Source organism: Propioniciclava sp. LT294, assembly GCF_059516005.1.
The window spans coordinates 268,606-292,838 of the sequence record NZ_JCAKNG010000003.1 but is presented as its reverse complement, the minus strand read 5'-3'; the positions used below and the strand labels follow the sequence as shown (position 1 = coordinate 292,838).

Annotated in this window: 25 protein-coding genes; 8 read left to right on the top strand and 17 right to left on the bottom strand. The window is 71.1% G+C overall.

Annotated features, from left to right (window positions below):
- The first annotated feature begins 16 nt into the window (after positions 1 to 16).
- Positions 17 to 1,024 carry an aldo/keto reductase gene (locus tag AC5YDA_RS06255; RefSeq protein WP_496190194.1) on the top strand — a complete coding sequence of 336 codons (1,008 nt, stop codon included), beginning with the start codon at positions 17 to 19 and terminating at the stop codon, positions 1,022 to 1,024.
- 24 nt (positions 1,025 to 1,048) lie between these two features.
- On the opposite strand, the gene AC5YDA_RS06250 is transcribed toward AC5YDA_RS06255, so the two are convergent.
- Positions 1,049 to 1,558: a GNAT family N-acetyltransferase gene (locus tag AC5YDA_RS06250; protein ID WP_496190193.1), complete on the bottom strand. Its 510-nt coding sequence runs from the start codon at positions 1,556 to 1,558 to the stop codon at positions 1,049 to 1,051.
- Between the two features lie 98 nt (positions 1,559 to 1,656).
- On the opposite strand from AC5YDA_RS06250, the gene AC5YDA_RS06245 reads away from it, so the two are divergent.
- Positions 1,657 to 2,187: a hypothetical protein gene (locus AC5YDA_RS06245; RefSeq protein WP_496190192.1), complete on the top strand. Its 531-nt coding sequence runs from the start codon at positions 1,657 to 1,659 to the stop codon at positions 2,185 to 2,187.
- A gap of 36 nt (positions 2,188 to 2,223) precedes the next feature.
- Here the strand turns inward: AC5YDA_RS06245 and AC5YDA_RS06240 are convergent, their stop codons facing one another.
- The 3 genes from AC5YDA_RS06240 to AC5YDA_RS06230 form a co-directional block, all read right to left on the bottom strand.
- Positions 2,224 to 3,402 (bottom strand): aminotransferase-like domain-containing protein, encoded by a 1,179-nt coding sequence (locus tag AC5YDA_RS06240; protein ID WP_496190191.1) that lies wholly within the window; start codon positions 3,400 to 3,402, stop codon positions 2,224 to 2,226.
- Positions 3,403 to 3,482: 80 nt separating this feature from the next.
- The gene (locus tag AC5YDA_RS06235) at positions 3,483 to 4,274 is read right to left on the bottom strand and encodes a sugar phosphate isomerase/epimerase family protein (protein ID WP_496190190.1); all 792 of its coding nucleotides are present in this window, start codon (positions 4,272 to 4,274) and stop codon (positions 3,483 to 3,485) included.
- Positions 4,275 to 4,298: 24 nt separating this feature from the next.
- Positions 4,299 to 4,559, bottom strand: coding sequence for a hypothetical protein (locus AC5YDA_RS06230; protein WP_496190189.1), 261 nt, complete (start codon positions 4,557 to 4,559; stop codon positions 4,299 to 4,301).
- Positions 4,560 to 4,605: 46 nt separating this feature from the next.
- Between AC5YDA_RS06230 and AC5YDA_RS06225 the strand changes: the two genes are divergently transcribed.
- A complete protein-coding gene (locus AC5YDA_RS06225; protein WP_496190188.1) occupies positions 4,606 to 5,040 on the top strand; it encodes a winged helix DNA-binding protein in 435 nt (144 codons plus the stop codon).
- On the opposite strand, the gene AC5YDA_RS06220 is transcribed toward AC5YDA_RS06225, so the two are convergent.
- Positions 5,023 to 6,801 carry a DUF1737 domain-containing protein gene (locus tag AC5YDA_RS06220; protein ID WP_496190187.1) on the bottom strand — a complete coding sequence of 593 codons (1,779 nt, stop codon included), beginning with the start codon at positions 6,799 to 6,801 and terminating at the stop codon, positions 5,023 to 5,025. The two genes, AC5YDA_RS06225 and AC5YDA_RS06220, sit on opposite strands and share 18 nt — an antisense overlap.
- A gap of 68 nt (positions 6,802 to 6,869) precedes the next feature.
- On the opposite strand from AC5YDA_RS06220, the gene AC5YDA_RS06215 reads away from it, so the two are divergent.
- Entirely contained in the window at positions 6,870 to 7,337 is a 468-nt protein-coding gene (locus AC5YDA_RS06215; RefSeq protein ID WP_496190186.1) for an aminoacyl-tRNA deacylase, read from the top strand.
- A 79-nt stretch (positions 7,338 to 7,416) separates the two neighbouring features.
- Here the strand turns inward: AC5YDA_RS06215 and AC5YDA_RS06210 are convergent, their stop codons facing one another.
- The 3 genes from AC5YDA_RS06210 to AC5YDA_RS06200 all read right to left on the bottom strand — a co-directional run bounded on the left by AC5YDA_RS06210 (position 7,417) and on the right by AC5YDA_RS06200 (position 11,162).
- Complete coding sequence (locus AC5YDA_RS06210) at positions 7,417 to 8,598, bottom strand: MFS transporter (RefSeq protein ID WP_496190185.1); 1,182 nt, start codon at positions 8,596 to 8,598, stop codon at positions 7,417 to 7,419.
- Positions 8,599 to 8,693: 95 nt separating this feature from the next.
- The gene (locus tag AC5YDA_RS06205) at positions 8,694 to 10,373 is read right to left on the bottom strand and encodes a glutamine--tRNA ligase/YqeY domain fusion protein (RefSeq protein ID WP_496190184.1); all 1,680 of its coding nucleotides are present in this window, start codon (positions 10,371 to 10,373) and stop codon (positions 8,694 to 8,696) included.
- A 66-nt stretch (positions 10,374 to 10,439) separates the two neighbouring features.
- Positions 10,440 to 11,162 (bottom strand): cytochrome b5 domain-containing protein, encoded by a 723-nt coding sequence (locus AC5YDA_RS06200; protein WP_496190183.1) that lies wholly within the window; start codon positions 11,160 to 11,162, stop codon positions 10,440 to 10,442.
- Positions 11,163 to 11,293: 131 nt separating this feature from the next.
- On the opposite strand from AC5YDA_RS06200, the gene AC5YDA_RS06195 reads away from it, so the two are divergent.
- Together AC5YDA_RS06195 and AC5YDA_RS06190 are read left to right on the top strand one after the other, a co-directional pair.
- Positions 11,294 to 11,668 (top strand): CidA/LrgA family protein, encoded by a 375-nt coding sequence (locus tag AC5YDA_RS06195; RefSeq protein ID WP_496190182.1) that lies wholly within the window; start codon positions 11,294 to 11,296, stop codon positions 11,666 to 11,668.
- Positions 11,665 to 12,369 carry an LrgB family protein gene (locus AC5YDA_RS06190; protein ID WP_496190181.1) on the top strand — a complete coding sequence of 235 codons (705 nt, stop codon included), beginning with the start codon at positions 11,665 to 11,667 and terminating at the stop codon, positions 12,367 to 12,369. The genes AC5YDA_RS06195 and AC5YDA_RS06190 overlap by 4 nt, the downstream gene beginning before the upstream one ends.
- Before the next feature lie 77 nt (positions 12,370 to 12,446).
- Here AC5YDA_RS06190 and AC5YDA_RS06185 read toward each other — a convergent pair whose 3' ends face one another.
- Positions 12,447 to 12,827 (bottom strand): ankyrin repeat domain-containing protein, encoded by a 381-nt coding sequence (locus tag AC5YDA_RS06185; RefSeq protein WP_496190180.1) that lies wholly within the window; start codon positions 12,825 to 12,827, stop codon positions 12,447 to 12,449.
- A 30-nt stretch (positions 12,828 to 12,857) separates the two neighbouring features.
- On the opposite strand from AC5YDA_RS06185, the gene AC5YDA_RS06180 reads away from it, so the two are divergent.
- Positions 12,858 to 13,865 carry a Gfo/Idh/MocA family protein gene (locus tag AC5YDA_RS06180; protein ID WP_496190179.1) on the top strand — a complete coding sequence of 336 codons (1,008 nt, stop codon included), beginning with the start codon at positions 12,858 to 12,860 and terminating at the stop codon, positions 13,863 to 13,865.
- An 11-nt stretch (positions 13,866 to 13,876) separates the two neighbouring features.
- On the opposite strand, the gene AC5YDA_RS06175 is transcribed toward AC5YDA_RS06180, so the two are convergent.
- The 8 genes from AC5YDA_RS06175 to AC5YDA_RS06140 form a co-directional block, all read right to left on the bottom strand.
- A complete protein-coding gene (locus AC5YDA_RS06175; protein ID WP_496190178.1) occupies positions 13,877 to 14,902 on the bottom strand; it encodes a ketopantoate reductase family protein in 1,026 nt (341 codons plus the stop codon).
- Between the two features lie 37 nt (positions 14,903 to 14,939).
- A complete protein-coding gene (locus AC5YDA_RS06170; RefSeq protein WP_496190177.1) occupies positions 14,940 to 16,160 on the bottom strand; it encodes a galactokinase family protein in 1,221 nt (406 codons plus the stop codon).
- Between the two features lie 5 nt (positions 16,161 to 16,165).
- Entirely contained in the window at positions 16,166 to 16,984 is an 819-nt protein-coding gene (locus AC5YDA_RS06165) for a nucleotidyltransferase family protein (RefSeq protein WP_496190176.1), read from the bottom strand.
- Positions 16,984 to 18,399: a phosphoglucomutase/phosphomannomutase family protein gene (locus AC5YDA_RS06160; protein ID WP_496190175.1), complete on the bottom strand. Its 1,416-nt coding sequence runs from the start codon at positions 18,397 to 18,399 to the stop codon at positions 16,984 to 16,986. Before AC5YDA_RS06160 ends, AC5YDA_RS06165 begins: the two co-directional genes overlap by 1 nt.
- Before the next feature lie 38 nt (positions 18,400 to 18,437).
- Positions 18,438 to 19,337 (bottom strand): carbohydrate ABC transporter permease, encoded by a 900-nt coding sequence (locus AC5YDA_RS06155; RefSeq protein ID WP_496190174.1) that lies wholly within the window; start codon positions 19,335 to 19,337, stop codon positions 18,438 to 18,440.
- Positions 19,337 to 20,245, bottom strand: a complete 909-nt coding sequence (locus tag AC5YDA_RS06150) for a carbohydrate ABC transporter permease (protein ID WP_496190173.1) — start codon at positions 20,243 to 20,245, stop codon at positions 19,337 to 19,339. The genes AC5YDA_RS06155 and AC5YDA_RS06150 overlap by 1 nt, the downstream gene beginning before the upstream one ends.
- 76 nt (positions 20,246 to 20,321) lie before the next feature.
- Positions 20,322 to 21,605, bottom strand: a complete 1,284-nt coding sequence (locus tag AC5YDA_RS06145) for an extracellular solute-binding protein (protein ID WP_496190172.1) — start codon at positions 21,603 to 21,605, stop codon at positions 20,322 to 20,324.
- 394 nt (positions 21,606 to 21,999) lie between these two features.
- The gene (locus AC5YDA_RS06140) at positions 22,000 to 23,271 is read right to left on the bottom strand and encodes an ROK family transcriptional regulator (protein WP_496190171.1); all 1,272 of its coding nucleotides are present in this window, start codon (positions 23,269 to 23,271) and stop codon (positions 22,000 to 22,002) included.
- Positions 23,272 to 23,467: 196 nt separating this feature from the next.
- Between AC5YDA_RS06140 and AC5YDA_RS06135 the strand changes: the two genes are divergently transcribed.
- Entirely contained in the window at positions 23,468 to 24,211 is a 744-nt protein-coding gene (locus AC5YDA_RS06135; protein WP_496190170.1) for a DUF3152 domain-containing protein, read from the top strand.
- The last annotated feature ends 22 nt before the right edge of the window (positions 24,212 to 24,233 follow it).

Here is a 24,233-nt window from a genome sequence, read left to right as displayed (position 1 = left end):
GAGAGAGGACACCTCCATGGACCAACGCACCCTGGGTGACGGACTCACCGTCTCCGCCCTCGGCCTCGGCTGCATGAGCTTCACCGGTGCGTACGCCGACAGCCCGCCCGACCGGAGCGACAGCATCGCCGTGATCCGGCGGGCGGTCGAACTCGGCGTCACCCTCTTCGACACCGCTGAGGTCTACGGGCCCTTCGCCAACGAGGACGTCGTCGGCGAGGCGCTCGAGCCCGTCCGGGACCAGGTCGTGATCGCGACGAAGTTCGCGTTCGCGTTCGACGCGGACGGACGCAACCTCGGCCTGAACAGCCGTCCCGAGCACATCAAGCAGGCCGTCGAGGGTTCCTTGCGGCGCCTGCGCACCGACCACATCGACCTCTACTACCAGCACCGCGTCGACCCCACGGTCCCGATCGAGGACGTGGCCGGGGCGGTGGCCGACCTGGTCGCCGAGGGCAAGGTGCTGCACTTCGGGCTGTCGGAGGCGGCGGCGAACACGATCCGCCGTGCGCACGCCGTCCACCCCGTCGCTGCCGTCCAGAGCGAGTACTCGCTGTGGTGGCGCGAGCGCGAGCAGGACGTGATCCCCGTGCTGGACGAGCTGGGCATCGGCCTGGTGCCCTACAGCCCGCTGGGCAAGGGTTTCCTGACCGGGGCGATCTCGGCGTCGACGACGTTCGGGGAGAAGGACCTCCGCGCCAGCACCCCGCGTTTCCAAGGCGGGGCGCTCGAGGCCAACCTGGTGCTGGTCGACGTGCTGAAGCGGTTGGCGTCCGACGCCGGTACCACGCCCGCCCAGATCGCGCTGGCCTGGTTGCTCGCCCAGCGGCCGTGGATCGCCCCGATCCCGGGGACCAAGCGGATCTCCCGCCTCGAGGAGAACGTCGCCGCGGCGGACGTCGTGCTGTCGGCGGCCCAGCTGGACGAGATCACCCGCGCCGCGGACAGGATCGAGATCATCGGCGAGAGATACCCGGAGGACCAGAACCTCCGCGTGAACGTGGACGCCCCGCTGCCGCGGTGAGCGTCGTCCCGCGCGGCGGGATGGTCAGAGCGGGAGGACGAGGCCCTCGTGGCTCGCCCGGAAGCCCATCGTCGTGTAGAAGCCTTGGAGGTGGGCGCGGTTCTTGTCGGTGACCACGAGCAGCACGCGGGCGCCCTTGTCCCGGGCGTGGCCGGTCAGCCACTCGAAGACCCGCCGCGAAATGCTGATCGAGTCCGCGCCTGCCCGGACGCGTGCCCCGGTCACGATGGCCCGGACCCCTCCGCCGCGCGCCATCGTCGGCAACAGGCTCAACTGCAGGGTGCCGATGGCGCGGTCCCCGTCGTCCAGGACGACCAGCAGCGTCTGGTTGGGGTCGGAGTCGATGCGGGTGAAGGTGGCGTCGAGATCCGCCTCGACGGGACTCTCTCCCAGCAGGTCGTCACTCACGAGGTTCGTCGTGGCGACGTGCTGGGGCGAGGTGGGGTCGTCGGCGAGCAGGCGCTCGATCGCCGAAATGTGCTCGCGGGTGGCGCGTGCCACGCTGACGTCACCGAGGTCGGCCAGGATTTCCATGCCTTAGATTGGACACCCGCGTCGCGCGGGCGTCCAATCCGGTGGCAATTTCCATACCCCCTGGGGTATGCTCCAGCGCACTCGACCTGGAGGTTCCGATGGACGCCCTGATCCGTGACCCGCAGTTGCGCCTCGCCGCGCCCCCAGCGCTGGACGCCCTCGTCGAGCAACGGAACCCGAGCCCGTGGCGCACGCTCACCACGTGGCCGGCCCGCCGCTGGGTCAGCGCCGCGATCGCCGCTGTCGCCACGGTGTTCGTCATCGCGATCCCGACCGCCATGATCCCCAACCCTGTCTTCGGGCGGGAGATCGCGACGACATGGTGGGCGTGGCCGGTCCTCGCCCTGACGGCGTTGCTCGGCGGTCTCGTGATGGCCACGTACGTCCGGGGTGGCGCGGACGCCCCCCGCGGGGGCCGGGCGGGCACGGCCGGCGGGCTGCTCGCCTACTTCGCCGTGGGCTGCCCGGTCTGCAACAAGCTGGCACTCCTGGCGCTGGGCTACACCGGCGCGCTCCAGTGGTTCGGACCGGTCCAGCCGTTCCTCGGGGTGCTGGGCATCGTGCTGCTCGCGTGGGCGCTCCGTCGTCGCCTCCAGGGCGAGGTCTCCTGCTCCATGCGCGCGGCCTGAGCGAGGGGCCGCGGAGCAGGGGGCCGCGGGCAGCGGTCAGTGGGGCAGCGCCTTCCCGAGCCGCCGCAGGCCCTCGGCGATGGTGTCGGGGGAATTGGTCGCGTAACTGAGCCGCATCGTGCTGCGATCCGGATCCGCGGCGTAGAAGCTCCAGCCGGGCACGAACGCCACGCCCTCCTCGACGGCGATCGGGAGGAGCGCCGCGGTGTCGGTGTCATCACCCAGCGTCACCCAGCAGAACATGCCACCGTCGGGGCGCGTCACCGTCGCCGTGGCCGGGAGCATCGCCAGCAGGCCGGCGTGCATGGCGTCGCGTCGCTCGCGGTAGGGGCCCACGACGGCGGCGATGTGGGCGTCCAGGTCGTGGTGGGTGAGGTAGTGGGCGATGGCCAGCTGGTTCAGCGCGGAGGACTGCAGGGTCACCGCCGACTTCGCGATGCCGAGGATCTTCTTCAGCGGACCCTGGACCCGCATCCAGCCCACCCGGAGCCCCGGTGCCATCACCTTGGACATCGTGTTCAGCAGGATCGTCCGCTCGGCCATCCCGGGCAGCGAGGCGATCGGTGACACCGGCTCGCCCGAGAAGCGGATCTGCCCGTACGGGTCGTCCTCGAGGAGCGCCACGTTGGTGCGGAGCAGGATCTCGGCGATACGTTCGCGACGGCGTCGCCCCATGGTCTTGCCGGACGGGTTGGCGAACGTCGGGATCAGGTACACGAACTTGGGGGCGTGCTCGGCGATGGCCCTGTCCAGGGCCTCGGGGAGCATGCCCTCGGCGTCCGCGGCGACCCCGACCAGGTGGGCGCTGTTCAGCATGAACGCCTGGACGGCGGCCAGGTAGGTGGGCTCCTCGACGAGCACGACGTCGCCGGGGGAGAGGAGCGCCTGGGCCGCGAGGTAGATGCCCTCCTGCGATCCCGAGGTGACGAGGATGTCGTCGGCGGTCGTGGGGAGGTGGCGCGAGACGAGTGCGGCGGCCGCGGCCCGGAGCTCGGGCTCGCCCGGCGTGGCACCGTACTGCAGCGCCCGACGTGGCTGGTGGGTCAGGACGTGGTCGAAGCTCTCCTTGATCGGCTCGACGTCGAACAGCGCGCCGTCGGGGATGCCGCCGGCGAAGCTGATGATGTCCCCGCGGCTGAGCACGGAGAAGAGGTCGCCGACCGGATCGGCGGGCTCATCGCCGAACCGGGAGCTGATCGGGAAGGAGAAGGCCACCCCGCCATCTTTCCACCGGCCCGCCGGAGGTGGTGCCATCTGGACCACATCTGGGATGGGAGTCGTGGGGAAACCCCTTGTCAGATCCCGAGCACCCCTCGCAGCGTGTTCAGGGCCCGCACCCACCGTCGTGGCGTGACGGGGCCCCCGCGTCCGCCCAGCCCGAGGTGCGGTTCCAGCGACACGAACCCGGACCACCCGGACGCCCTGAGTTCGGCCGCGAGTTCTGGCCACTCCCCATCGCCGGCCCCCACGGGAACCACGCGGCGGGTGGCGGTGCGGGCGTCCTTGGCGTGGAGGTACTCGACGTGTTCCGCCAGCAGTGGCCACGCCTGCCCGAACGGTCGGACGCCGCATTGCACGAAGTTGGCCGGATCGAAGATCAGGCGCACGCCGCAGCGGGCCAGTTCGAGGCAGCGCTGCGCGGTGTCGCCGAACACGCCCTTCTCGTTCTCGTGCAGCAGGATCACCCCCTCGGCCTCGGCGGTGCGCGCGAGCAGGGTCATCTGTCGCAGCACGCGGGGACGGTCGGCGTCCGGGGTGGTGGTGTGCCAGGAGAAGACCCGGACGTACGGCGTCCCGAACCGGTGCGCCAGGGCGGCCGCGCGCTTGACCGCTGTGACCTGCGGGGCGAAGGGGGCGTCCACGGCTGTCTTGCCGATTCCCGTCGCGATGCAGGAGGCCCGGAGCCCCTGCGCGGCCAGGGCCTCCTCGGCGGCGGCCACGGCGCGCCCGGAGGCCCTCAGGATGGGGGTGGGGCGGACACCGATGCGACGCAACTCGAGGTGGGTGAGGCCGGCGGCGGAGGCCATGCGCGTCTGCCCGGGGAAGGTGGCGAGGGCCTCGTCGGTGAATCCGGTGAGGGTGAGCACGCCCTCAGCCTAGGCGGGTTCGGGTCAGAGGCTCTCGAGCTCGGCGCACACCTCGGCCACCTCGGTGTCGCTGACGTAGCCGGCGGCCATCCTGAGCGCCTTCTGCGCGATCATCCCCTTGAACATGCCGACCATGGGCTTGCTGGTCAGGCCGGGGTAGCGGCGCTCGATGACGGCGACGGCGGCCGGGTCATCCAGCAGCTGGCCGACCTTGGTGGCGGTCAGGTCGTAACGGCCCATGATGTGCGGTGCTCCTCGATCGGTGACGGTGGGACGTCTGTCCACTTTACATCGTTGGCGATTGATCGGCAACGATGGATAAGATGGCCCCATGAGAGCCGCCACCTTGCACCAACTCGGACGCCGTCTCTCTGGCCTGGCCGGAGACATGACGCACGCCCAGGTCGCCAAGGGCACGACACCCGGTGAGATGGCGATCCTGGACGACCTGCTGTTGAACGGGCGCAGCGCCGTCCGCGACATCACCGAACGCACCGGCTTCGCCCAGTCGCACGTGTCGGCCTCGTTGGCGAAGTTGACCGAGCGCGACCAGGTCAGGTGGGAGAAGAACCCCAAGGATGCCCGCTCGCGTTGGGCCGACCTGGCACCCAAGGAGCGGGCGCGCCTCGAGGAAGCGGCCGCCACGCGTGTCGAGGACGCGCTGGCCGAGAAACTCGGCGCCCAGGATGCCGAGAAGCTCGTGAAGTTGCTGTCCCGGGCGGCGAAGATCCTCGACGTGCGCCGGCCGTCAACCCCGCGGCGCTGACCCGTCATCCGAGGCGGGCTGCGGAGGCCCCCACGGACTCTCGCCGGGCCACACCACCGCCTGGCCCGCGATCACCCTCTGACCGTCGAAGGTCAACGCGGGCGACCCGGCGAGCTGGTAGCCGGCGTCCAATGCCTCGCTGACCCGGCGGCAGAACTCGGTGTCGTCCGGGCCGGTGAGGAGCCGGTAGCGCGGCGCCCCCTCCGGGAGCGGCGCCGCGGGAGGTGGGGTGGGGACCGGGGCGACGGCCGGTGCGGGTCGGGCGGACGCGGCGCGTGCCGCGGGGGGCTGCGCCTCCGGGCGCGTGCCGGGGTGCGGCGTGAGTTCGTCCGTGTCCAGCAGGACGACCTCGCCGTACCTCGGGACCACGGCCTCGATGCCCAGATCCGCCTTGACGCGGGCTGCGAAGGCGGCCGCAGAGTCGGGTTCCCCATGGACGCAGAACACCTGCTGCGGCTGCGGGTCCAACTCCCGCAGCCAGTCCAGCAGGTCCGAACAGTCGGCGTGCACGCTGAACTCGCGGTCGTGGTGGATCTCGGCCTTCACCGGGATGTACCGGCCGCGGATCTTGACCTGGCTCGCGCCCTCGGACAGCTGGCGCCCCCGGGTGCCCGCCGCTTGGTAGCCCGTCAGCACCACGGCGTTGCGCGGGTCGGGGAGGAGCGTCTCGAGGTGGTGCAGCACCCGGCCGCCCGTGGCCATGCCCGAACTCGAGATGATCACGGCGGGTCCATGGCCCGACGGTCCGGTGAGCTTCTTGGAGTCGTCCGCCGACTCGACCGCGGTCAGGTCGGGGATCGAGACGAAGTCCTGCGGCCGGATGTCCTCCCGGATCTCGTCGGCCAACGACTGGTAGACGCGCAGCGCCCGGACGCCCATGGGCGAGTTGACGTAGACCGGCACGTCGGGGATCCGCCCCGTCCGCTCCAGGTCCGAGATCGTCTTCAGCACCACCTCCGTGCGGTCGATCGCGAAGGCGGGGACCACCACGGACCCGCCGCGGGCGATCGTCCGCCGGATCACGTCGGCGAACCCCTCGTGGGGCAGGTTCGTCGGCTCGGGATGCTCACGATCGCCGTACGTCGACTCGATCACGACGAAGGGGGCGCTCTCCTCGGGGATCTCGCGTGGTTTGAGCACCGGATGGTCCTTGCGGCCCAGGTCGCCCGAGAACAGGATCGACGCCGACGGCGTCCACACGTTCACCGAGGCCGAGCCGAGGATGTGCCCCGCCCGGGTGAGCCGGACGGTGACGGTCTCGTGCGGGTTCGCGTCGAAGCCGGGGCGCTCGTTGCCGGTGAGCTCGAAGTCGGTGTCGTACTCGAGGGCGACGAACTGGCCGAGCATGGCCTCCACGTCGTCGGTCGTGTAGAGCGGGAGCGCGGGATCGTGCTTGGAGTAACCGCCCTCGTTCGCGTCGGAGGCCTCCTGCTCCTGCAGCTTCGCGGCGTCGCGCAGGACGATCTCGGCCAACTGCCGGGTGCCCTCGGTGCACCAGACCGGCCCGGTGAAGCCGCGGCTGGTCAGGGCCGGCAGGTAGCCGACATGATCCATGTGCGCGTGGGTGAGCACGATGTCGGAGATGGAAGCGGGGTCGACCGGGAACTCCTCCCAGTTCTTCAGCCGCCACTCCTTCTCCCCCTGGAACATGCCCGAGTCGATGAGGACTCGTCGTGAACCGACCGTGAGCAGGTACTTCGAGCCGGTGACCGTGCCGGCCGCGCCGAGGAACGTGAGGGTCGTGCGGAGTGCCTTCGCCATGGCAACACTCTGGCACCCGCACGGACAGTTTTGAAGGCGGCGATGGGGCCGGCGGGTAGGTTGCACCCATGAACGACCACGCCACCACGCCGGCGATCGACGCCGTCATCGCGCTCGGGCTGGAGCACACCGTCACCCGCCATGGCCGGGTGAACTCGCTGGAGGAGGCCGCGGCCGCCCGCGGCATCGAGCCGCGCGACCTGGTCAAGACGATCGTCGTGCGGCGTGGTGAGGACGACTACGTGTTCGTGCTCGTCCCCGGTGATCGGGAGTTCTCCTGGCCGAAGCTGCGCGCGCTGCTCGGCGTCAACCGCCTCTCGATGCCGGACGCCACCACCGCCCGTGACGTGACGGGGTACGAGCGCGGGACGATCACGCCGTTCGGCTCCACGAAGCCCTGGCCGGTCATCGCGGACGCCGCGGTCCTGGGCCGGCGCATCTCCATGGGCGGCGGCGCCCATGGCGTCGGCATCACGGTGGACGCCGACGCGGCACTCGCCGCGCTGGGCGCGCAGGTCGCGGACGTCACGGAGTAGCGCCTCCGATGCATTTCCGGGTGGCAATACCCCAAGGATCCTTGGGGTATTGCCACCCGGAAATGCATCAGGGGGAGAGTCAGCCCTCGTGATCCACGGGGCGCAGCACCTTCGCCAGGTACGTCACCGCGAGCCCGCCCAGCACCAGTAGGAACAGGCCGACGCGCAGGCTGGTGAGGTCTGCGATCGAGCCGATGATGGGGGACGTCGCGAGGAAGCCGACCCGCATCAGCCAACTCACGTACGTGATGCCCGCGCCCTCCGGCAGGCCGCGGAGGCGTCCGGCCGCGGCGTAGGCCGCAGGGACGATGGTGGCGCACCCGTACCCGGCGAGCGCGTAGCCGATCAGCACCGTCGGAAGCAGGGGGAAGAACACGATCAGGACGCCCCCGACCGCGATCATCGCACCGCCGACGCGGGCGACGTTGACGCGGCCCCACCGGTCGGTGGCAGGGTCGCCCAGCAACCGACCGACGAACTGGGCCGCCAGCATGACCGCGTAGCCGAGGCCGCCGACGCCGACGGTGACGCCCACGACCTGCACGAGGTAGAGGGCCGACCAGTTCGCGGCGATGTCCTCCGTGAGGACGCCGGCGATCGCCAGGAACACCAGCGGCAGGATGAGGGCCCACGCGCCCTTGGGCAGCGTGGTCGGCGGGACGTCCGCGTGCTCGTCCTCGACGACGGGGCGTCCGCCGTTGGGGAGGTGCCCGAGCCTCGTGGCCAGGGCCGCGAGCAGCACGAGCCCGAGCGCGACCCCGCTCAGGTGGATCGACAGCGGAATGCGCTGCGAGGCCGCCCACGCGCCGATGAGACCGCCCGTCGTGGCGCCGAGGCTCCACAGGGCGTGGAGGGAGTTGATGATCGTCTTGCCGTAGGCATCCTCGACGCGGACGCCGTGGACGTTCTGCGCGGCGTCGACGATGGCATCGGAGAACCCGGCCAGGGCGAGAGCGAACGCGAAGACGAGGAAGTGCGGCGCGAAGCCGGCCAGGATCATGGCGAGCGCCATGGCGACCGTCCACATCAACGCGGTGCGGGTCGCGCCGAAGCGGCGGATCAGGGGTGCGGGAAGGGAGGACGCCAGCATGGACGCCAGCGGTCCGATCGCGACCATGAACCCGAAGGCGGTGTTCGACAACTCGAACATGGCCTTCACCTCGGGATACCGGGGCAGGATGCCCGCCATCATCGCGCCGTTGGTGAAGAAGAACAGCGAAATGCCGATCCGTGCGCGCACCGGGTTGAAGGTCTGACTCACAAGGGACCACGGTAGGGCTTCACGGCCCGGTCCGCGACCTGTTATTTCCGTGAGTCAAGAAACTCGGGCGCGGCGAGCGCCGGCCCGTCGTCGAGTCAGGCGCGCTTCTGGATCGACGCCCACTCGTCGCGCAGGCCCACGGTCCGGTGGAAGAGCAGGGGCGTCCGGGGATCGGCGGCGAAGTAGCCGAGGCGCTCGAACTGCACGACATCGCCGGGTGCGGTGTCGGCCAGCGCGGCCTCGACCTTGGCGTCCAGCATGTCGCGGCTGTCCGGGTTGACGTCGTCCAGCGCCTCGCCCGTCGCGGCCCCCGGCACCTCGGTGGTGAACAGGCGCTCGTAGAGCGCGACCCGGGCGTCCACGGCGTGCGGCGCCGAGACCCAGTGCATCGTCGACTTCACCTTGCGCCCGTCCGGGGCGTTCCCGCCGCGGGAGTCCAGGTCGGCGACCGCGTTCACCTGCACGACCTCACCCGCCTCGTCCTTCACCACGTCGGTGGCGGTGACCAGGTAGGCGCCGCGCAGGCGGACCTCGCGCCCCGGCGAGAGGCGGAAGAACTTGGGCGGCGGCACCTCCGCGAAGTCGTCCGACTCGATCCACAGCTCACCGCTGAACGCGACCGACCGGACGCCGTCCTGCGGGTTCTCCGGGTTGTTGACGACCTCGAAGTGCTCCACGACCGGCTCGCCCGCGGCGTCGGTGGGCCAGTTCGTGAGGACCAGCTTGAGCGGGCGCAGGACGGCCATGCGGCGCTGGGCGGTGGCGTTCAGGTCGCGGCGGACGAAGGACTCGAGCTCCTCGATCGCCTTGCGCGTGTTGGTGCGGGTGATGCCGACCGCCTCGCAGAACGCCCGGATCGCCGACGCCGGGTAACCGCGCCGACGCAGGCCGGACAGGGTCGGCATGCGGGGATCGTCCCAGCCGTCCACGACACCCTGCTCCACGAGCGTGCGCAGGCGACGCTTGGACGTGACGGTGTGGGTCAGTTCCAGCCGCGCGAACTCGCGCTGCTTCGGCGCGGCCCGGTCCAACGGGAGGTTCGCCAGGAACCAGTCGTACAGCGGGCGGTGCGACTCGAACTCCAGCGAACACAGCGAGTGCGTCACGCCCTCGATCGCGTCACTCTGGCCGTGCGCCCAGTCGTAGGTCGGATAGATGACCCACTCGTCGCCGGTGTTGTGGTGTTCCACGTGGCGGATCCGGTACATGACCGGGTCGCGCAGCCACATCTCGTCGCTGGCCATGTCGATCTTCGCCCGCAGCACGCGCTCGCCGTCCGCGAATTCGCCGGCGCGCATCCGGCGCAGCAGGTCGAGGTTCTCCTCCGGCGTCCGTTCGCGGTACGGCGAGTCGGTGCCCGGCCGGCCGAAGCCCCCCTTCTGGGCGGAGATGGTCTCGGCGTCCTGGTCGTCGACGTAGGCCTTTCCCTCGCCGACGAGGTACTCCGCCCAGGCGTAGAGCTGCTCGAAGTAGTCGGACGCGTGCACCGTCACGCCCGGCGTGTAGCCCAGCCAGGCGATGTCGGCCTTGATCTCCTCGACGTACTCGGTGTCCTCGGCCTCGGGGTTGGTGTCGTCCAGTCGCAGGTTGCAGACGCCGTCGAAGTCCTCGGCGATGCCGAAGTCGGTGACGATGGCCTTCGCGTGGCCGATGTGCAGGTAGCCGTTCGGCTCCGGGGGGAACCGCGTCTGGACGCGCCCGCCGTAAGTCCCTGCCTCGTTGTCGCGACGGATCTGGTCGCGGATGAAGTCGGATCCCACAGGCGCTTCGGTCATGGGGGAGAGCCTATCGACCCCGCGCGGGGCTTCGCTCCTGCGGCGCCGCCGGTGGTTCGGGCCTCCTCACCTGCTCAGGTCGCCGATCCTCAACGCGGACAACTGGGCGTTCGGTCGCGCCGCGTCGCGGTGCTGAATCCGGAACTGCTCGGTGGCGTCGGTGCCGCACAACGCGCGGATGCGCTCACGACCGCCGGGGTGGTGATCCGCCCACCGCGTCAGGTCGTAGACGCCGCCGTCGACGATCGCCCAGCAGGAGGCGGGTGTGTTGTGGGCCGCGACCTCGGCCACCGTGAACGTCGCGGGCGCGGACGCCGTGGGCGCGGCCCCGGCCGCTGCGGTCATCCGGCTGGACCACGTGGCCTGGGCGCCCGCATGGCCGGTGAGGATCGTCAGCACGGCGAGGGCCAGCCCCGCCGTGGTGAGCAACCCGCCGAGCATCATGGCCGCGAGGCCGGCCGTTCCCGCGGGCGCCTTCGCCTGCCGCCGCTCCAGGAACCACCACAACCAACCGAGCGTGGCAGTGCCCCCTGCGGTGAGCAGGGTGGCGTTGCCCAACGTCGCGTGGAGTTCGGGTGGGGTGAGCACCTCGGCGAGCGCCTCGCCGCTGATCTTGGCGAGCACGGCTCCCAGGGCTCCCACGGTGAGCGTCCCGAGCGACAGCAGCGCCCAGCGCACCCGGAAGGCGGGGGAGACGACCGATGCCACGGTGGCCAGCGCGCCGATGGGGAGGGCCACCACCGCGAGGTGGACGACGAGGGGGTGCAGCGGGAGGCCCAGGATGTCCATGCCCCCAGCCTAGGAGGGCCTCAGTCGTCGATGTCGACTGCTGTGGCTCCACCCCACTCCGGTGCGGCCCACCCACGTCCGCGGGCGGACGCGGGGAGCGTCCACGACGGCTCCGGTGCGAGACTGCCCCCATGCTTGGTGGACTCGCGATCATCCTCGCTTGCCAGCTGGTCGGCGAGGTGTTGGTACGGCTGACGGGGGTGCCCGTGCCGGGACCCGTCGTCGGCATGGTGGTCTTCCTGGGGTGGCTGGCGTGGCGGCGCCCGAAGGAGGGCAGCTCGACGGTGCGGGCCGCCGACCGTCTGGTGCACTACCTGCCGATCATGTTCCTGCCGAGCACGGTCGGTTTCATCGTCGTCGCGCCGCTGATCGCCGCCCAGTGGATTCCCGCCGTCGTCGGCTCCGTGGTGTCGTGGGTCGCCACCTTCCTGCTCGTCGGGTGGCTGGCGACGCTGCTGCGCCCCCGGCGCGCCCGGCACGCGTCCTCCGAGGGGGCGGCGGCATGAGGCTCGCCGAGACCTGGGCCTGGTTGTCGACCTCCCCGTTGTTCGCGCTCACCTTCACCGTCGGCGTCTACTGGGCTGCCGACAAGCTGTGGGAGCGATCCGGACGCAACCCCCTGCTGACCCCGCTGCTCGTCGCCGCGGCCGTCATCGGGACGGTGCTGGTGGTGCTGGGCATCGACTACGAGTCGTACGCGGAGGGGGCCGGCGTCCTCACGTTCCTGCTCGGGCCGGCCACGGTGGCGCTCGCGATGCCGCTCTACCGGCAGGCGTGGCACGTGAAGGAAGCGGCCCTCATGGTGCTCGGGGCCGTGGTGTTCGGGGCCGTGTTCTCGATCCTGAGCGGCTACTGGCTGACCAGGTGGCTGGGCGGCTCGGAAGCGCTGGCCCTGTCGATGGCACCGAAGTCGTCCACGACCCCCATCGCGATGGCGCTCTCCGAATCGCTGGGGGGCTGGCCCGCGATCACCGTGCTGTTCGTGATGGTGGCCGGGTTGGGCGGAGCCGTGTTCGGGCCATGGCTGTTGACGGTCGCCAGGGTGACCGATCCGCGCGCGCGGGGGCTCGCCCTGGGGGTGGCCTCGCACGGCATCGGCACCTCGCGTGCGTTCCAGGAGGGTCAGACCCAGGGCGCCTTCTCCGGCCTGGCCATGGGCCTGGCCGGCCTGACCATCTCGCTGGTCATCCCGTTGCTGGTGCCGTGAGCGCGGCCGAGTCCCGCCTGGTCCGCCAGGGCGCTGGTCGCATCCCGGGGGACCGAGACCCACGAGCCTCCCGGGCGTCAGCCGAAGAGGTCCGGGCGCCCGAACATCTGCGCGGTCGCGCGCGCCGAGGGTGAGCCGGCGTCCGGGTCGGCGCCGGCCTCGAGCAGGGCCGAGAGCACGGCGTCCGCCTGCTTGAAGACCGCACCCGACAGCGGGGACTGGCCACGATGGTTGAGCGCGTCGACGTCCGCGCCGCGGGCGATCAGCGCGCGGACGGTGTCGGCCTGCTCGTGGTAGGCGGCGAGCATCAGCAGCGTGTTGCCACTGGCGTCGGTGAGGTCGACCGGTGCGCCCGCGTCCACGTAGGCGGCGAGGCGGTCGGTGTCGCCCAGACGGGCCAGGTCGAACAACCAGTTGGCCAGTGCGTGCGGGTCGGATCCGTCGGGAACCTCGGTCATGGCGACACCCTAACCGTGGTTGGATCAGGCATGGCCACTCTTCCCTCGCCCCGCACGCCCGATCCGGCCGAGGCGCCGCCGCTGCGGTGGGGCGTCCTCGCTCCCGGGAACATCGCCAACCCCTTCGTCGAGGGGCTGGGACGCTTCACGCGCCAGCGTATCGTGGCGGTGGGTTCCCGTTCGACGTACCGGGCACGGGCCTTCGCCGACCGGTGGGGCATCGAACGGGCCCACGCTTCGTACGAGGAGTTGGTGTCCGACCCCCAGGTCGACGCCGTCTACGTGGCCTCACCCCACTCGCACCACCGGGAGCACGCCCTGCTCGCCATCGCCGCCGGCAAGCACGTACTCGTCGAGAAGTCGTTCACGCGGACGGCCGTCGAGGCGCGCGAGGTCGTGGACGCCGCGCGGGCGGCGGGTGTTGCCTGCCTGGAGGCCATGTGGACGCGGTTCCTGCCGCGGACGGACATCGTCCGTCAGGTGGTGGCGAACGGGATGCTCGGTGAGCTCGAGACGTTCATCGCCGACCACGGGCAGTGGTTCGCGTTCGACCCGGCTTCGCGGCTCTTCGCCCCCGAGCTGGCGGGCGGCGCCCTGCTCGACCTGGGCGTCTACCCGGTCTCGTACGCGTCCCTCGTGCTCGGGACGCCGACGCGGGTGACGGCGCGGGGCACCCTGACCTCGACGGGCGTGGATCGGCAGGTGTCGGCGGTGCTCGAGTACGGCTCGGGGGCCACGGCGCTGGTGACGACCACCCTGGCGGCCAAGACCCCGGCCACGGCGTCCCTGAGCGGGAGCGAGGCCCGTCTGGAGTTGGACGGCGACTTCTACACGCCGGGTGTGGTGCGCCTGATCACGCGGGACGGTGACGTCGTGGAGTCGGATCGCCCCAGCATCGAGGGGCACCTGGGGCTGTGCTTCGAGGCTGCCCACCTGGCCCAGCTGGTTGCGGACGGTGCGACCGAGTCACCTCTCCTGCCGCTCGACGAGACCGTCACGATCATGACGACGCTCGACGAGATCCGAGCTCAGGTGTAGCCGCACGAGGGTCACCCCACGCGGGCGAGCAGCGCCTCGGGGTTCCTGCGGAAGGCCTCCACGTCCTCGGTGCCGTCGGTGAGGCCCTCGAGCACGGAGGTGAGCACCGCGTTGACCGGGGTCGGCACACCGACGGAGGCGCCGTGACGGACGACCGCACCGTGCAGGTACCCGACCTCGGAGTGGCCGCGCCCGCTGTGGAGGTCGATGTGCAGCGAGGGCATCTTGTGCCCGCGCGACCCGCCGAGCGCGCGGGTGAAGATCGGCCGGGTGAGCCATTGGGGGAGAGTCTCGACGGCCCAGGCGAGGGCGCGGACGGGGGTTCCCGGCAGGTCGACCGGGGCGTGGCCGAGCGCGCGCATCACGGCGACGCACTCACGCAGGGACGCGGTCTCGACGTTGAGCAGTCGGCGGTCGGAGAAGACATCGCAGACCGGCAGGTCGAGGATCGCCGACGTGGCGCTGCCCTGGAGGTTGGTGATCAGCTTCGACCACTTCATCGGGCCGGCGACGGGGTACGTCCGGGCACCCAGACGGGCGTCGTTGAGCGCTTCCACCAGCGACGCGGAGAGGGGGTGTCCCAGGGCGATGCCGACACCGCGGTGCTTCTCCTCCACCACATGGCCGATGCCCGGCTTGCCGATCGAGGTCGTGACCGTGCCCGCGATGACCTGGTCGGCGCCCAGCCGGGCGGCGATCGCGGGCTCGTTGTCCACCCCGTTCTGCAGCGACAGGACCGGGGGCACCGGACGTCCGGTGGCCATCAGGTGCTCGACGGCCTCGACCGTGTCGAAGGACTTCAGCGCGAAGACGAGGACGTCCCAGGGCCCTGCGTCCAGCGCGGCGCCGGCGTCGGTGAACAGGGCGACGTCCCGCACCTCGAGGCGACCGGAGGTCGACTCCACCACGAGGCCGTCGCGGCCGATCACCTCAGCGGGGGCGGGTTGCTCGATGAAGGCCACGCCGTGCCCGGCGGCGGCGAGCGATCCACCGATGTACGTACCGATCGCCCCGGCGCCGAGGAAGAGGAACTTCACGCCAGCAACCCTAGCCCCGCGGCCCCCCGGCGCGTGGTCACACCGACGGGACGCGCTGGGCCGCGGCCGCGGCGTCCGTCACGATGGCGGACGCCGCAGCCGCCTGATCCGGGAAGGCGCGGGAGTGGCGCTCCAGCCAGGCCGAGGCGAAGGGGCCGGCGTCCGAGCGGGGGACGAGCGCCCACACGCTCCCGCCGAACCCCGCGCCGAAGGCGGACGCCGCGACCGCACCCAGCTCGCGGGCGGTGGCCGCCAGCGCCGTGGTCTGGGGCACCTGGTTGCCCAGCAGCGTCTCGGCGAGGTGCTGGGAGTCGTCGGCGACGGCACCGAAGGCGGCGAGGTCGCCGGCGGCCAGCGCGTCCGCCGCGGCGGGCACGAGCACCTCGGACTCCTGGAGGAAGTGCTCGACGCGGTCGCCCAGCCCGGCCCGGGCGGCGATGCGCCTCAGGGCGGTCGGCGCGTCGGCCTCCCCCCGGGCCGCGGCCGCGAGGGAGCGGTCGGTGCGCCCGGTGTGCTCGTTCCAGGCGGCGAGGGCACCGGCCACGGCGTCCGAGGCGCGGTTGTAGAGCGCTTGGGCGGAGCCGGTCTTCTCCGCGCTCACGCCGCTCACCCCGATGACGAACACCAGGCCGGGCGGGAGCGCGACGTGGCGGTGGCGGGCGACGGGGTCGAAGCCGAACTGGCCGAGTCGGCCCGGTTCGGAGCAGAGCATGCCGGTGTGGTCCTCCGAACCACCGCGGGTGCCCACCCCGGCGCTGCCGGTGAGGCGGCCCACCGTGGTGCCGTTCTCCATGGCGGCCAGGTAGGTCGCCCAGCGCAGGCGGTCGTCGCCCAGTTCGGACGCCCACAGGTCGGTCTCCGGCAGGCCGGCCAGATCGGCCAGGGCCAGGGCAGCCGCGACGACGAGCGCCGAGGACGAACTCATCCCCGAGGCCAGCGGCAGGTCGGAGTCGACGGTCAGCTCGGCGGCGGGCAGGTCGCCGAAGTTGGCGCGCAGGCGCTGCCAGGCGGTGGCGACGTAGCGTCCCCAGTGGCCGGCGGGCAGGTGGGGGTCGGCGTCCGGGGGGAGGGCGACGACGCCGGGGAACGCGGCCGAGCGGGCGAGCAGCCGCGGCCCGCCGTGGGCGGCGAGGGGGCGAGCGACCGCGGTGACGGCCTGGGTCGCGGCGCAGACCAGCACGTTGCCCCCGGCGTAGTCGGTGTGCTTGCCGAGGACCTCGATGCGGCCGGGCACGCGCCAGGTCGCGGAAGGAACCACGGGACTCACAGCCGGACCCGGGCGCCGTCGAGCAGGGCCGCCACGGCGGCGACGTCGCCACGCGAGGACAGGTCGAGCACACCGGCGTCGGACGGCAGCACCTCGATGCGTTCCCCCCGGGCGACCAGGGCGCGCACGGCGTCCGTGATCTCGTACTCGCCGCGGGCCGACGGCTCGACCAGCCGGCAGGCCTCGAACACCGCGGGCGTGAAGACCCAGCAGTTCATGCTCACCGGGGCCCCGGCGAGGTCGAGGAGCTGCTCGGCCGTGGGCTTCTCGATGATGCCGGCGAGCCGGCCCTCGGCCACCTCGAGCACCGCGAACGCGGCGATCCGCTCGGCGGGGATGTTCGAGTTGGCCACCAGACCGGCCACCGAGAATCCGATCGTCGCGGACCCCTCGGCCCGCGCCAGTGCGGCCAGCGCCTCGGTCGGGTAGAGGTTGTCGCCGTTGATGACGACGACGGGATCCTCGCCGGCGAACCACTCCGCGGACAGCACCGCATCGGCCGTCCCGCGCGGCTCGTCCTGGATCGTGTAGAAGATCTCGAGGCGCTCCAGGTCGAGGGAGTCGTAGTGGTCGCGGATCGCCCGGTGCTCCGGCCCGATCACGAGGCACACCTGCGTCAGCCCGGCGTCGGCCAGCCGTGAGAGTGAGTGATCGAGGAACGGGCGCCCACCCAGCGGCATCATCGCCTTCGCCCCGGACGCCGCTGCGGCGGCCTGGTCGGGCGTCAGGGCGGCGTCCGCCGCGGCCTTCATGCGCGAGCCCAGGCCGCGCGCCATCACGACGGCCTTGCGGACGGGCCTGCGATCCCCCGCCATCACGCCAGCCCCAGGTGCGCGGAGATGCGCGCGGCCACCGACTCGGCCTCCTGCAGGTTCTCCATCTCGGCGAAGACCCGCAGGACGGGCTCCGTACCGGAGAACCGGATCGTCGCCCAGCCCCCATGGCTGAAGTAGACCTTGCAGCCGTCGGTCCAGCCGATGTGGTCGACCTCGAACCCGAAGTCGGGCAGGTCATGGTCGACGAACACGCGCTCCTGGAGCTCCTCGCGGCGCTCGGGGGTGAAGCCGTACGCGCGCTCCACCATCTCGAGCCGGCCGTAGCGTGCCTCGACGTCGGCCCACAGCTCGGACAGCTTCTTGCCCGAGGCGGCCACCATCTCGACCAGCAGAGACCCGGCGTAGATCCCGTCCTTGCCCGCGATGTGCCCCCGCACCGTCAACCCGCCCGACGACTCGCCGCCGATCACGGCGTCCGTCTCGGCCATCTTCGCCGAGATCCACTTGAAGCCGACCGGCACCTCGTGGCAGACCTCACCGTGCGCCGCCGCCACCCGGTCGAGCAGGTGGGTGGTGGACATGTTGCGGACCGCCGGACCCGTCCAGCCCTTGCGAGTCAGCAGGTACTCGTACAGCAGGACCAGGACCTGGTTGGGGTTCAGGTACGCGCCGGTGTCGTCGATGATGCCGAGCCGGTCGGCGTCGCCGTCGGTGGCGATCCCCAGGTCGGCACGGCGGTGCAGCACCTCCTGGGTGAGGCGCTGGAGGGTGCCCTCGCCCGGGGAGGGCATCCGCCCGCCGAACAGGGTGTCGTGGCGGTCGTTGATGACGTCGACCTGGCAGCGCGCCGTCATCAGGATCGTCTGCAGCGACGTCTGGGCCACCCCGAACATCGGGTCCAGCACGATGTGCAGGTGGCGGTGCCGGATCGCCTCCATGTCGAGCTTGTCGATGATGGCGTCGAGGTACCAGTTCATCGAGGTCTGCGGGGTGATGGCGCCGGACGCCAGCGCGTCCGCGAACCGCACGGCCCGGACGTCGGCGTCCGACAGCGTGTTGATGTGCGCGCCGAGGCTGTCGGTGACCTCGGCCTCGGCATCCCGGCCGCCCTCGGTGAAGACCTTGATGCCGTTGTAGATCGCCGGGTTGTGGGACGCCGTCACGGCGATGCCGTAGGCGCAGCCCAGGTTCTCGACGGTCCACATGAACATCGGCGTGGGCGCGGGACGGTTGACCAGCGTGACGGGGACGCCGTTGCCGGCGAACACCTCGCACGCCCACTCGGCGGCCTCCTGGGAGAGGAAGCGGCGGTCGTAGCCGACCACGACACCCCGGTCGGCGACCCCCTCCGCGTGCATGCGGTCGCACAGGCCCTGGACGAGCAGCCGGACATTGGCCTTGGTGAAGCCGTCCCCGATGATGGCGCGCCAACCACCGGTGCCGAACTGGATCACGAGATCTGCCTTTCGCTGGGACGTGGATGCGGGTGGTGCTACTTGACCGAGCCGGCGGTGAGGCCGCCGATCAGACGCTTCTCGATGAACGCGAACAGGATGATCACGGGCACGATCGCGATCAGGGCGGTGGTGAACAGGTACTGCCAGTCGCGGATGTACAGGCCCAGGTAGCGCGGCATGGCCACGGTCAGGGGCTGCAGGGACGGGTCCTGGACCAGGACGAAGGCGGCGGCGTACTCGTTCCAGGTGTTGACGAACACGAAGATGATCGCCGTCACGATGCCGGGCCACACGAGCGGCAGGGCGATGCGGAACAGAGCCTGCACGCGCCCGACGCCGTCGATGAGCGCGGCCTCGTCGATCTCCTTGGGCACCGAGGAGAAGAAGGCCTGCATGATCCAGATCGCGAAGCTGAGGTTGAACGCGCCGTTGATCAGGATCAGGGCGACCCAGACCATGTGGCCCTTCCACCCCACGAACTCCTGGTAGAGGCCGATGGCCAGCACGGTCGGCTGCAGCATCTGCGTGACGAGGACGACCAGCAGGAACGCCAGGCGTCCCGGGAACCGGAACCGCGCCACGTAGTAGGCGGCCGGGGTCGCGACGAGCAACACCAGCAGGGTGGCGCCGAACGCGATGACGGTCGTGGCCACCAGGGCGCCGCCCGGGGCGACGTTGGACGCCCACACGGCCAGGTAGTTCCCCCACTCGGGGGTCTGGGGCAGGTACTCCGGCGGAATCTTCTGCACGTCGATGCGGGTCTTCAGCGACGTGAGGAACATCAGCAGGTACGGGAACGAGAAGAACACCACGATGGCGATCGCGCCGACCGCGACGCCCAAGGGGTTCGGACGCTTGTGGATGCCCCCGCGGTAGGAGGGACCTCGGGGGGGCCGGGCGGGGACCGTCCGGGCCGTGGCGGCGGTGACGGTCATCAGGAGACCTCCTTGGTGGGCTGCACCACGACGAGGTAGATGGCGATGATCACGAGGCAGAACGCGAAGTTCACCAGCGACAGCGCACTCGCGACGCCGGGGCCCAGCTGGGCCTTGTACTCGAAGATCAGGGTGGTCGTCGTGTGGCCGGTGTTGTAGCCGGGCGTCTCGTTGAGGATCTTCAGGATCGGCAGCGAGTTGAAGACGTTGATGATGTTGATGAGGGTCGCGACCGCGATGGAGGGCCGCAGCATCGGGAACACGATGCTCCAGTAGCGCTGCACCGAGCCTGCGCCGTCGACGTGCGCGGCCTCGAGCACGTCCTCGGGGATCGACTGCAGGCCGGCGAGGATCGTGTACGTGGTGAAGGGCAGCGACACGTAGATCGCCACGAAGACGGCGGCCCAGAAGGCCAGCGTCGGGTCCTTGGTGAAGCCGATCGCCCGGTCGAGGATGCCGGTGTCGACGAGCAGCCGGTTGAACAGGCCGACGTCGGTCTGCAGGCCGTAGTTGAAGATCGTGGTGGTCATGACGACCGAGGACGCCCACGGCAGGATGATCACCAGGCGCAACAGCTTGCGGAACCGGAAGTCCTTGTTCAGGAACTGGGCCAGCAGCAGGGACAGCACCAGGGTGATGAGCACCACGACCACGACCCAGACCACCGTGTTGACCCAGATCCGGGCCATGGGCACGGTGGGGAAGGTGAAGGCGCCCGCGGGGCCGATGAAGTTGTCGAGGCCGGCGGGGCCGCGCTCGATGCCGTAGGAGTTGTACTTGCGGAAGGCCGTCCAGACCATCAGGCCGGCCGGGTAGATGACCACGGCCGCGACGAGGATCAGGGTGGGCAGGAGCCACGGCAGGGCCATCAGCGCTTCCCGGCGCGATCGGCGCGCGGTGGGCTTCATCGTTCCTCCTGGGCGGGTGTGTGTTCAGGCAAGGGGGTGCCTCCCGGGCGGGAGGCACCCCCGATCGTGGTGTCGATCAGCCCTGGGCGTCGAGCTGAGCCTGGATCTTGCCCAGGACCGACTCGGGGGTGTCGTTCGCCACGGTGCCCGCAGTGCCCTGGAGGGCCTTCTGGAGGGCGTCCCACGACGGGTTGCCGACGGGCAGGAACTTCACGTAGGACAGCGCCTCGTAGAACTTGCCGTTCGCGGTGTCGGACTTGCTGCCGGCCTCGATCTGCGACTTGGTCACGGGCAGGAGCTGCGTGCCCTTGTACCAACCCTCGTACTGCGCGTCGCTGTAGAGGATGTCGAGGAGCTGCTTGGTGGCCTCCTTGCGGTTCGCGTCGCCGTTGTCGAACGCGAGGATGAAGTCGGTCACACCGAGGGCGACGGGGGTGCCGGCCTTCGACGGGATCGGCGCGAGCTCATACTTGATGCCGGCCTCACGGGCGTCCTTGGCCAGGCCCGAGTGGACGAGGAGCATGCCGAGCTTGCCGTTCTGGAACAGGGCGCCGGCCTGCGCACGGTTGGTCGCGCCCGGGTCGGGCTGGGTGACGCCGGCGTCGATGAGCTTCTTCATCTCGGCGAAGGCCTCGGTGGCCTGCGGCGTGTTCGCGACGAGCTTGTCGCCCTGGCTCCAGTCACCGCCGGCGCCCCAGAGCCACAGCGAGGACTCGACCTGCGCCTCCTCCTGGCCCAGCGGCATGCCGTAGCCGTAGATGTCGGCGCCGAGGTCGCTGACCTTCTTGGCGGCGTCGGCCAGCTCGGCCCACGTCTTCGGCGCGCCGGAGACGCCGGCACGGGCGAAGAGGTCGGTGTTGTAGGCGAGCATGCGCGAGGTCGCGATGTCGGGGGCGGCCCACTGCTTGCCGTCGGTGCCCAGGCCGTTCTTCAGCAGCGCCGGCTCAATGGCGGCGATGGTCTCCGGGCTCAGGACCTCTTCGATCGGGTAGAGCAGGCCGGCGTCGGCGGCACCCGCGAAGGCGTTGTCGTTGAGGATGTCGGGGTAGTCCTTGGCCTGGATGCGCGCCTGCACCTTCGCGCTGAAGTCGTCCCACGCCTCGATGGTGAGGTCGACCTTCACGTTGGGCTGCTTCTTGTTGAACTCGGCGATGACCGCCTCCCAGTCCGCCTTCGAGGAGTCGGCGTAGGAGGGCGCGAGGATCTTGATGGTGGTCGCGGGGAGCTGGCCCGCCGGCGCCTGGGCTGCGGACGTCGAACCGCCGGGTGCCGGGGCTGAGGTGCCGCCGGTGGAGCAGGCCGTCAGCGTGAGGGCGGCAGCCGCCCCGAGCGCCAGGAGGCCCTGGGTGAGTCGTGCCATGTGTGGTGCCTTTCTCGTCGTTGAGACTGGGTGTCCTGCGATCCGGTCGCATTAGTTCAGACTCTTGACGAAAGACTCTACGAGGGAAATGCGTTCCTGTCGAGACGTCCGACGTCGGAGAAGGTTGCGGTTTGTTCACAAAGCGAACGGATCGGTCCCGGGTCGGGCTGGGTGCGGGCCTGCCGTCGGTCCGGTCGGCGTCGCGCCAACTGTGCGCGTGTGTCGGGAGGCCTCGGGCTGGACGTTCCGGAGGTGCCCGAACGACTCCGCCGCCCGCGAGTCGAAGGTGGCGGTTGCGCGCAGCCGGAGGGACTGGACGCCCCGGCGGTGGGATCGGACGGACCTACCGTAAGTTCGGACAATGCACGAAATATTGGCCGTTCGCCGTGTGGGGTCAAACCCCTCCACTCGCCACCGTCGGGTCGGTGAAGACGTCCTCGAGGGCGAGCAGGGCCCCGCCCCTCGCGGTGGAGATGAGACCCAACTCCGACGTGATGAGCACGACCGAGCTGCCCTCGTCGAGCCGGCGCTGGGCCAGGGCGGCCTGCACCGGGGGCAGGATGAACTCGCCGAAGAAGGCGTAGTAACCGCCCAGCACGATCATCCTGGGGTTGAGCACGTCGACGAGGATGCCCACTCCCAGCGCCAGGCGCTCGGTGATGGTCGCCAGGGCCGCCAGCGTCCGCTCGTCGCCGGCGCGTGCGCGGTCGGCCAGGGTGAGCAGGCGGTCCTCAAGGGCGCGCTTGGGGTTGTGCAGGCTGTCGCCCGGGTCGGCGGCCAGTCGCAGGAAGGCGGACAGGCCGACGATCGTCTCCCAGCAGCCCCGGCGCCCGCAGCTGCACGGCGTCAGGGTCGGGTCCAGCGGCAGGTGGCCCACCTCCCCGGAGAAGCCCGAGTAGCCACGGACGAGGCGCCCGTCCGCGACGATGCCGGCGCCGACGCCGACCTCGCCCGACAGGTAGAGCAGGTCGAGGATGCCGTGGGCGGCCACGCGGTCGAACTCGGCCAGGGCGGCGAGCTTCGCGTCGTTCTCCAGGCGGATCGGCGGGGTGTCCGGCCCGAGGCGTCGGGCGAGCTCGGTCACCAGTGGCACGGCGCGCCAGCCGAGGTTGGGTGCGAAGCGCAGGGTCCCGGTCTCGTAGTCGATGATCCCGGGCGCGGCGACGGTGATGCCGACGACATGGGTGCCTGCGGCGCGCAGCGAGTCGACGGCCCGGGTGAGGTGGGTGGCCGCGCGGTCGAGGACGACCTCGAGGTCGAGGTTGGCCACGTCCAGCGGCGTGACGGACTCGCGCACGACGGTGCCGGCCAGCGTGACGGCGGTCAGGGCGGCGTAGTCGACGCTGAGCTCGAGCCCGATACCGGTGACGTTCGCGCCATCGAGGGTGACGGTCTGGCCGGGGCGCCCGACCGACCCGCCCCGGACGAGCTCGCCCTCCCGCACCAGGCCGCGGGCGGCGAGGTCGGCGATCAGGCTGGACGTGGTGGCCTTCGAGAGCCCCGTCTCGCTGGCGAGCTGGGCACGTGAGCGGCCCCCGTGGCCGCGCAGGTGGCGCAGCAGCAGGCCCATGTTCGCGGCGCGCATCTCCGCCTGGGCGACCCGGCCGCCCAAGGGGCTGCCCGGCGAAGGCGGCGCGGCGGGACGCTTCAGCGGCTGCTTGGCCACACGCCCCCTCCTCTCGTCGCCCCAAGTCTGGCACGGGTTTGGGGCTGTGACGTCAACCAAGTTAGTACGGACAATATACGAATAAATGGTGCCGGAGGTTCGAAACCGTCCAGCGGTACGGGCGAGCGGGCCTGGCCTCGGGTGCGGTCACGTGAGGCGCCGGGGAAACGCCGGTGCCGTCGCCTAGGGTGAAGGGGTGACCGAGACCAGACGCCCCGGCGGGGCCGCCCAGGCGGGCCCACGGGCGTCGCGGGTCTGGTGGCTGGCGTTCGTGGTGATCCTCGCGGTGCTCGGCATGCTGTGGGGCTGGATGAGCCAGCGCCCGCCCGAGGCGTACGCGCCGCTGCCCTCCGCGGGCTCGCAGACGCCCACGATCCCCCAGATCGCGCGTCAGCAGGTGTGGATCTCCGACACCAAGGCGTCCGGGGTGTACCTGTCGAACACCATCGCGCTCGAGCCGGCGGTCACTGCCCCCGATGTGATCCCCTACAGCGTGCAGGTGGAGGACACCACGGGACTCGACGCCGACGAGGTCGCCCGCGAGGTGCAGGCCACCTTGGACGACGAACGGGGCTGGGTGGGATACGGCAAGCGCACGTTCCGCCTCGTGAGCGATACCGCTGCGGCGAAGCTGACCATCTACGTCACGTCGCCGGAGACCGCCAATGACCTGTGCAAGCCGGCCGACGTGGCGTCGAAGTGGAACTGCCACGTGGGGGACAGGGTGGTGCTGAACGCGGACCGCTGGAAGTACATGACCCCCACGTACGACGACCTCGGCGCCTACCGCTCCTACGCGGTCAACCATGAGGTCGGACACTTCCTCGGCCTGGGGCACGTGGGCTGCCCGAAGACGGGCGGGCCCGCTCCGGTCATGATGCAGCAGGGCATCGAGCTGGCCAGCTGCACCCCCAACGCCTGGCCGCGCGACGCGGATTGAGCCGGGTGCCTGGGCGTAGCGC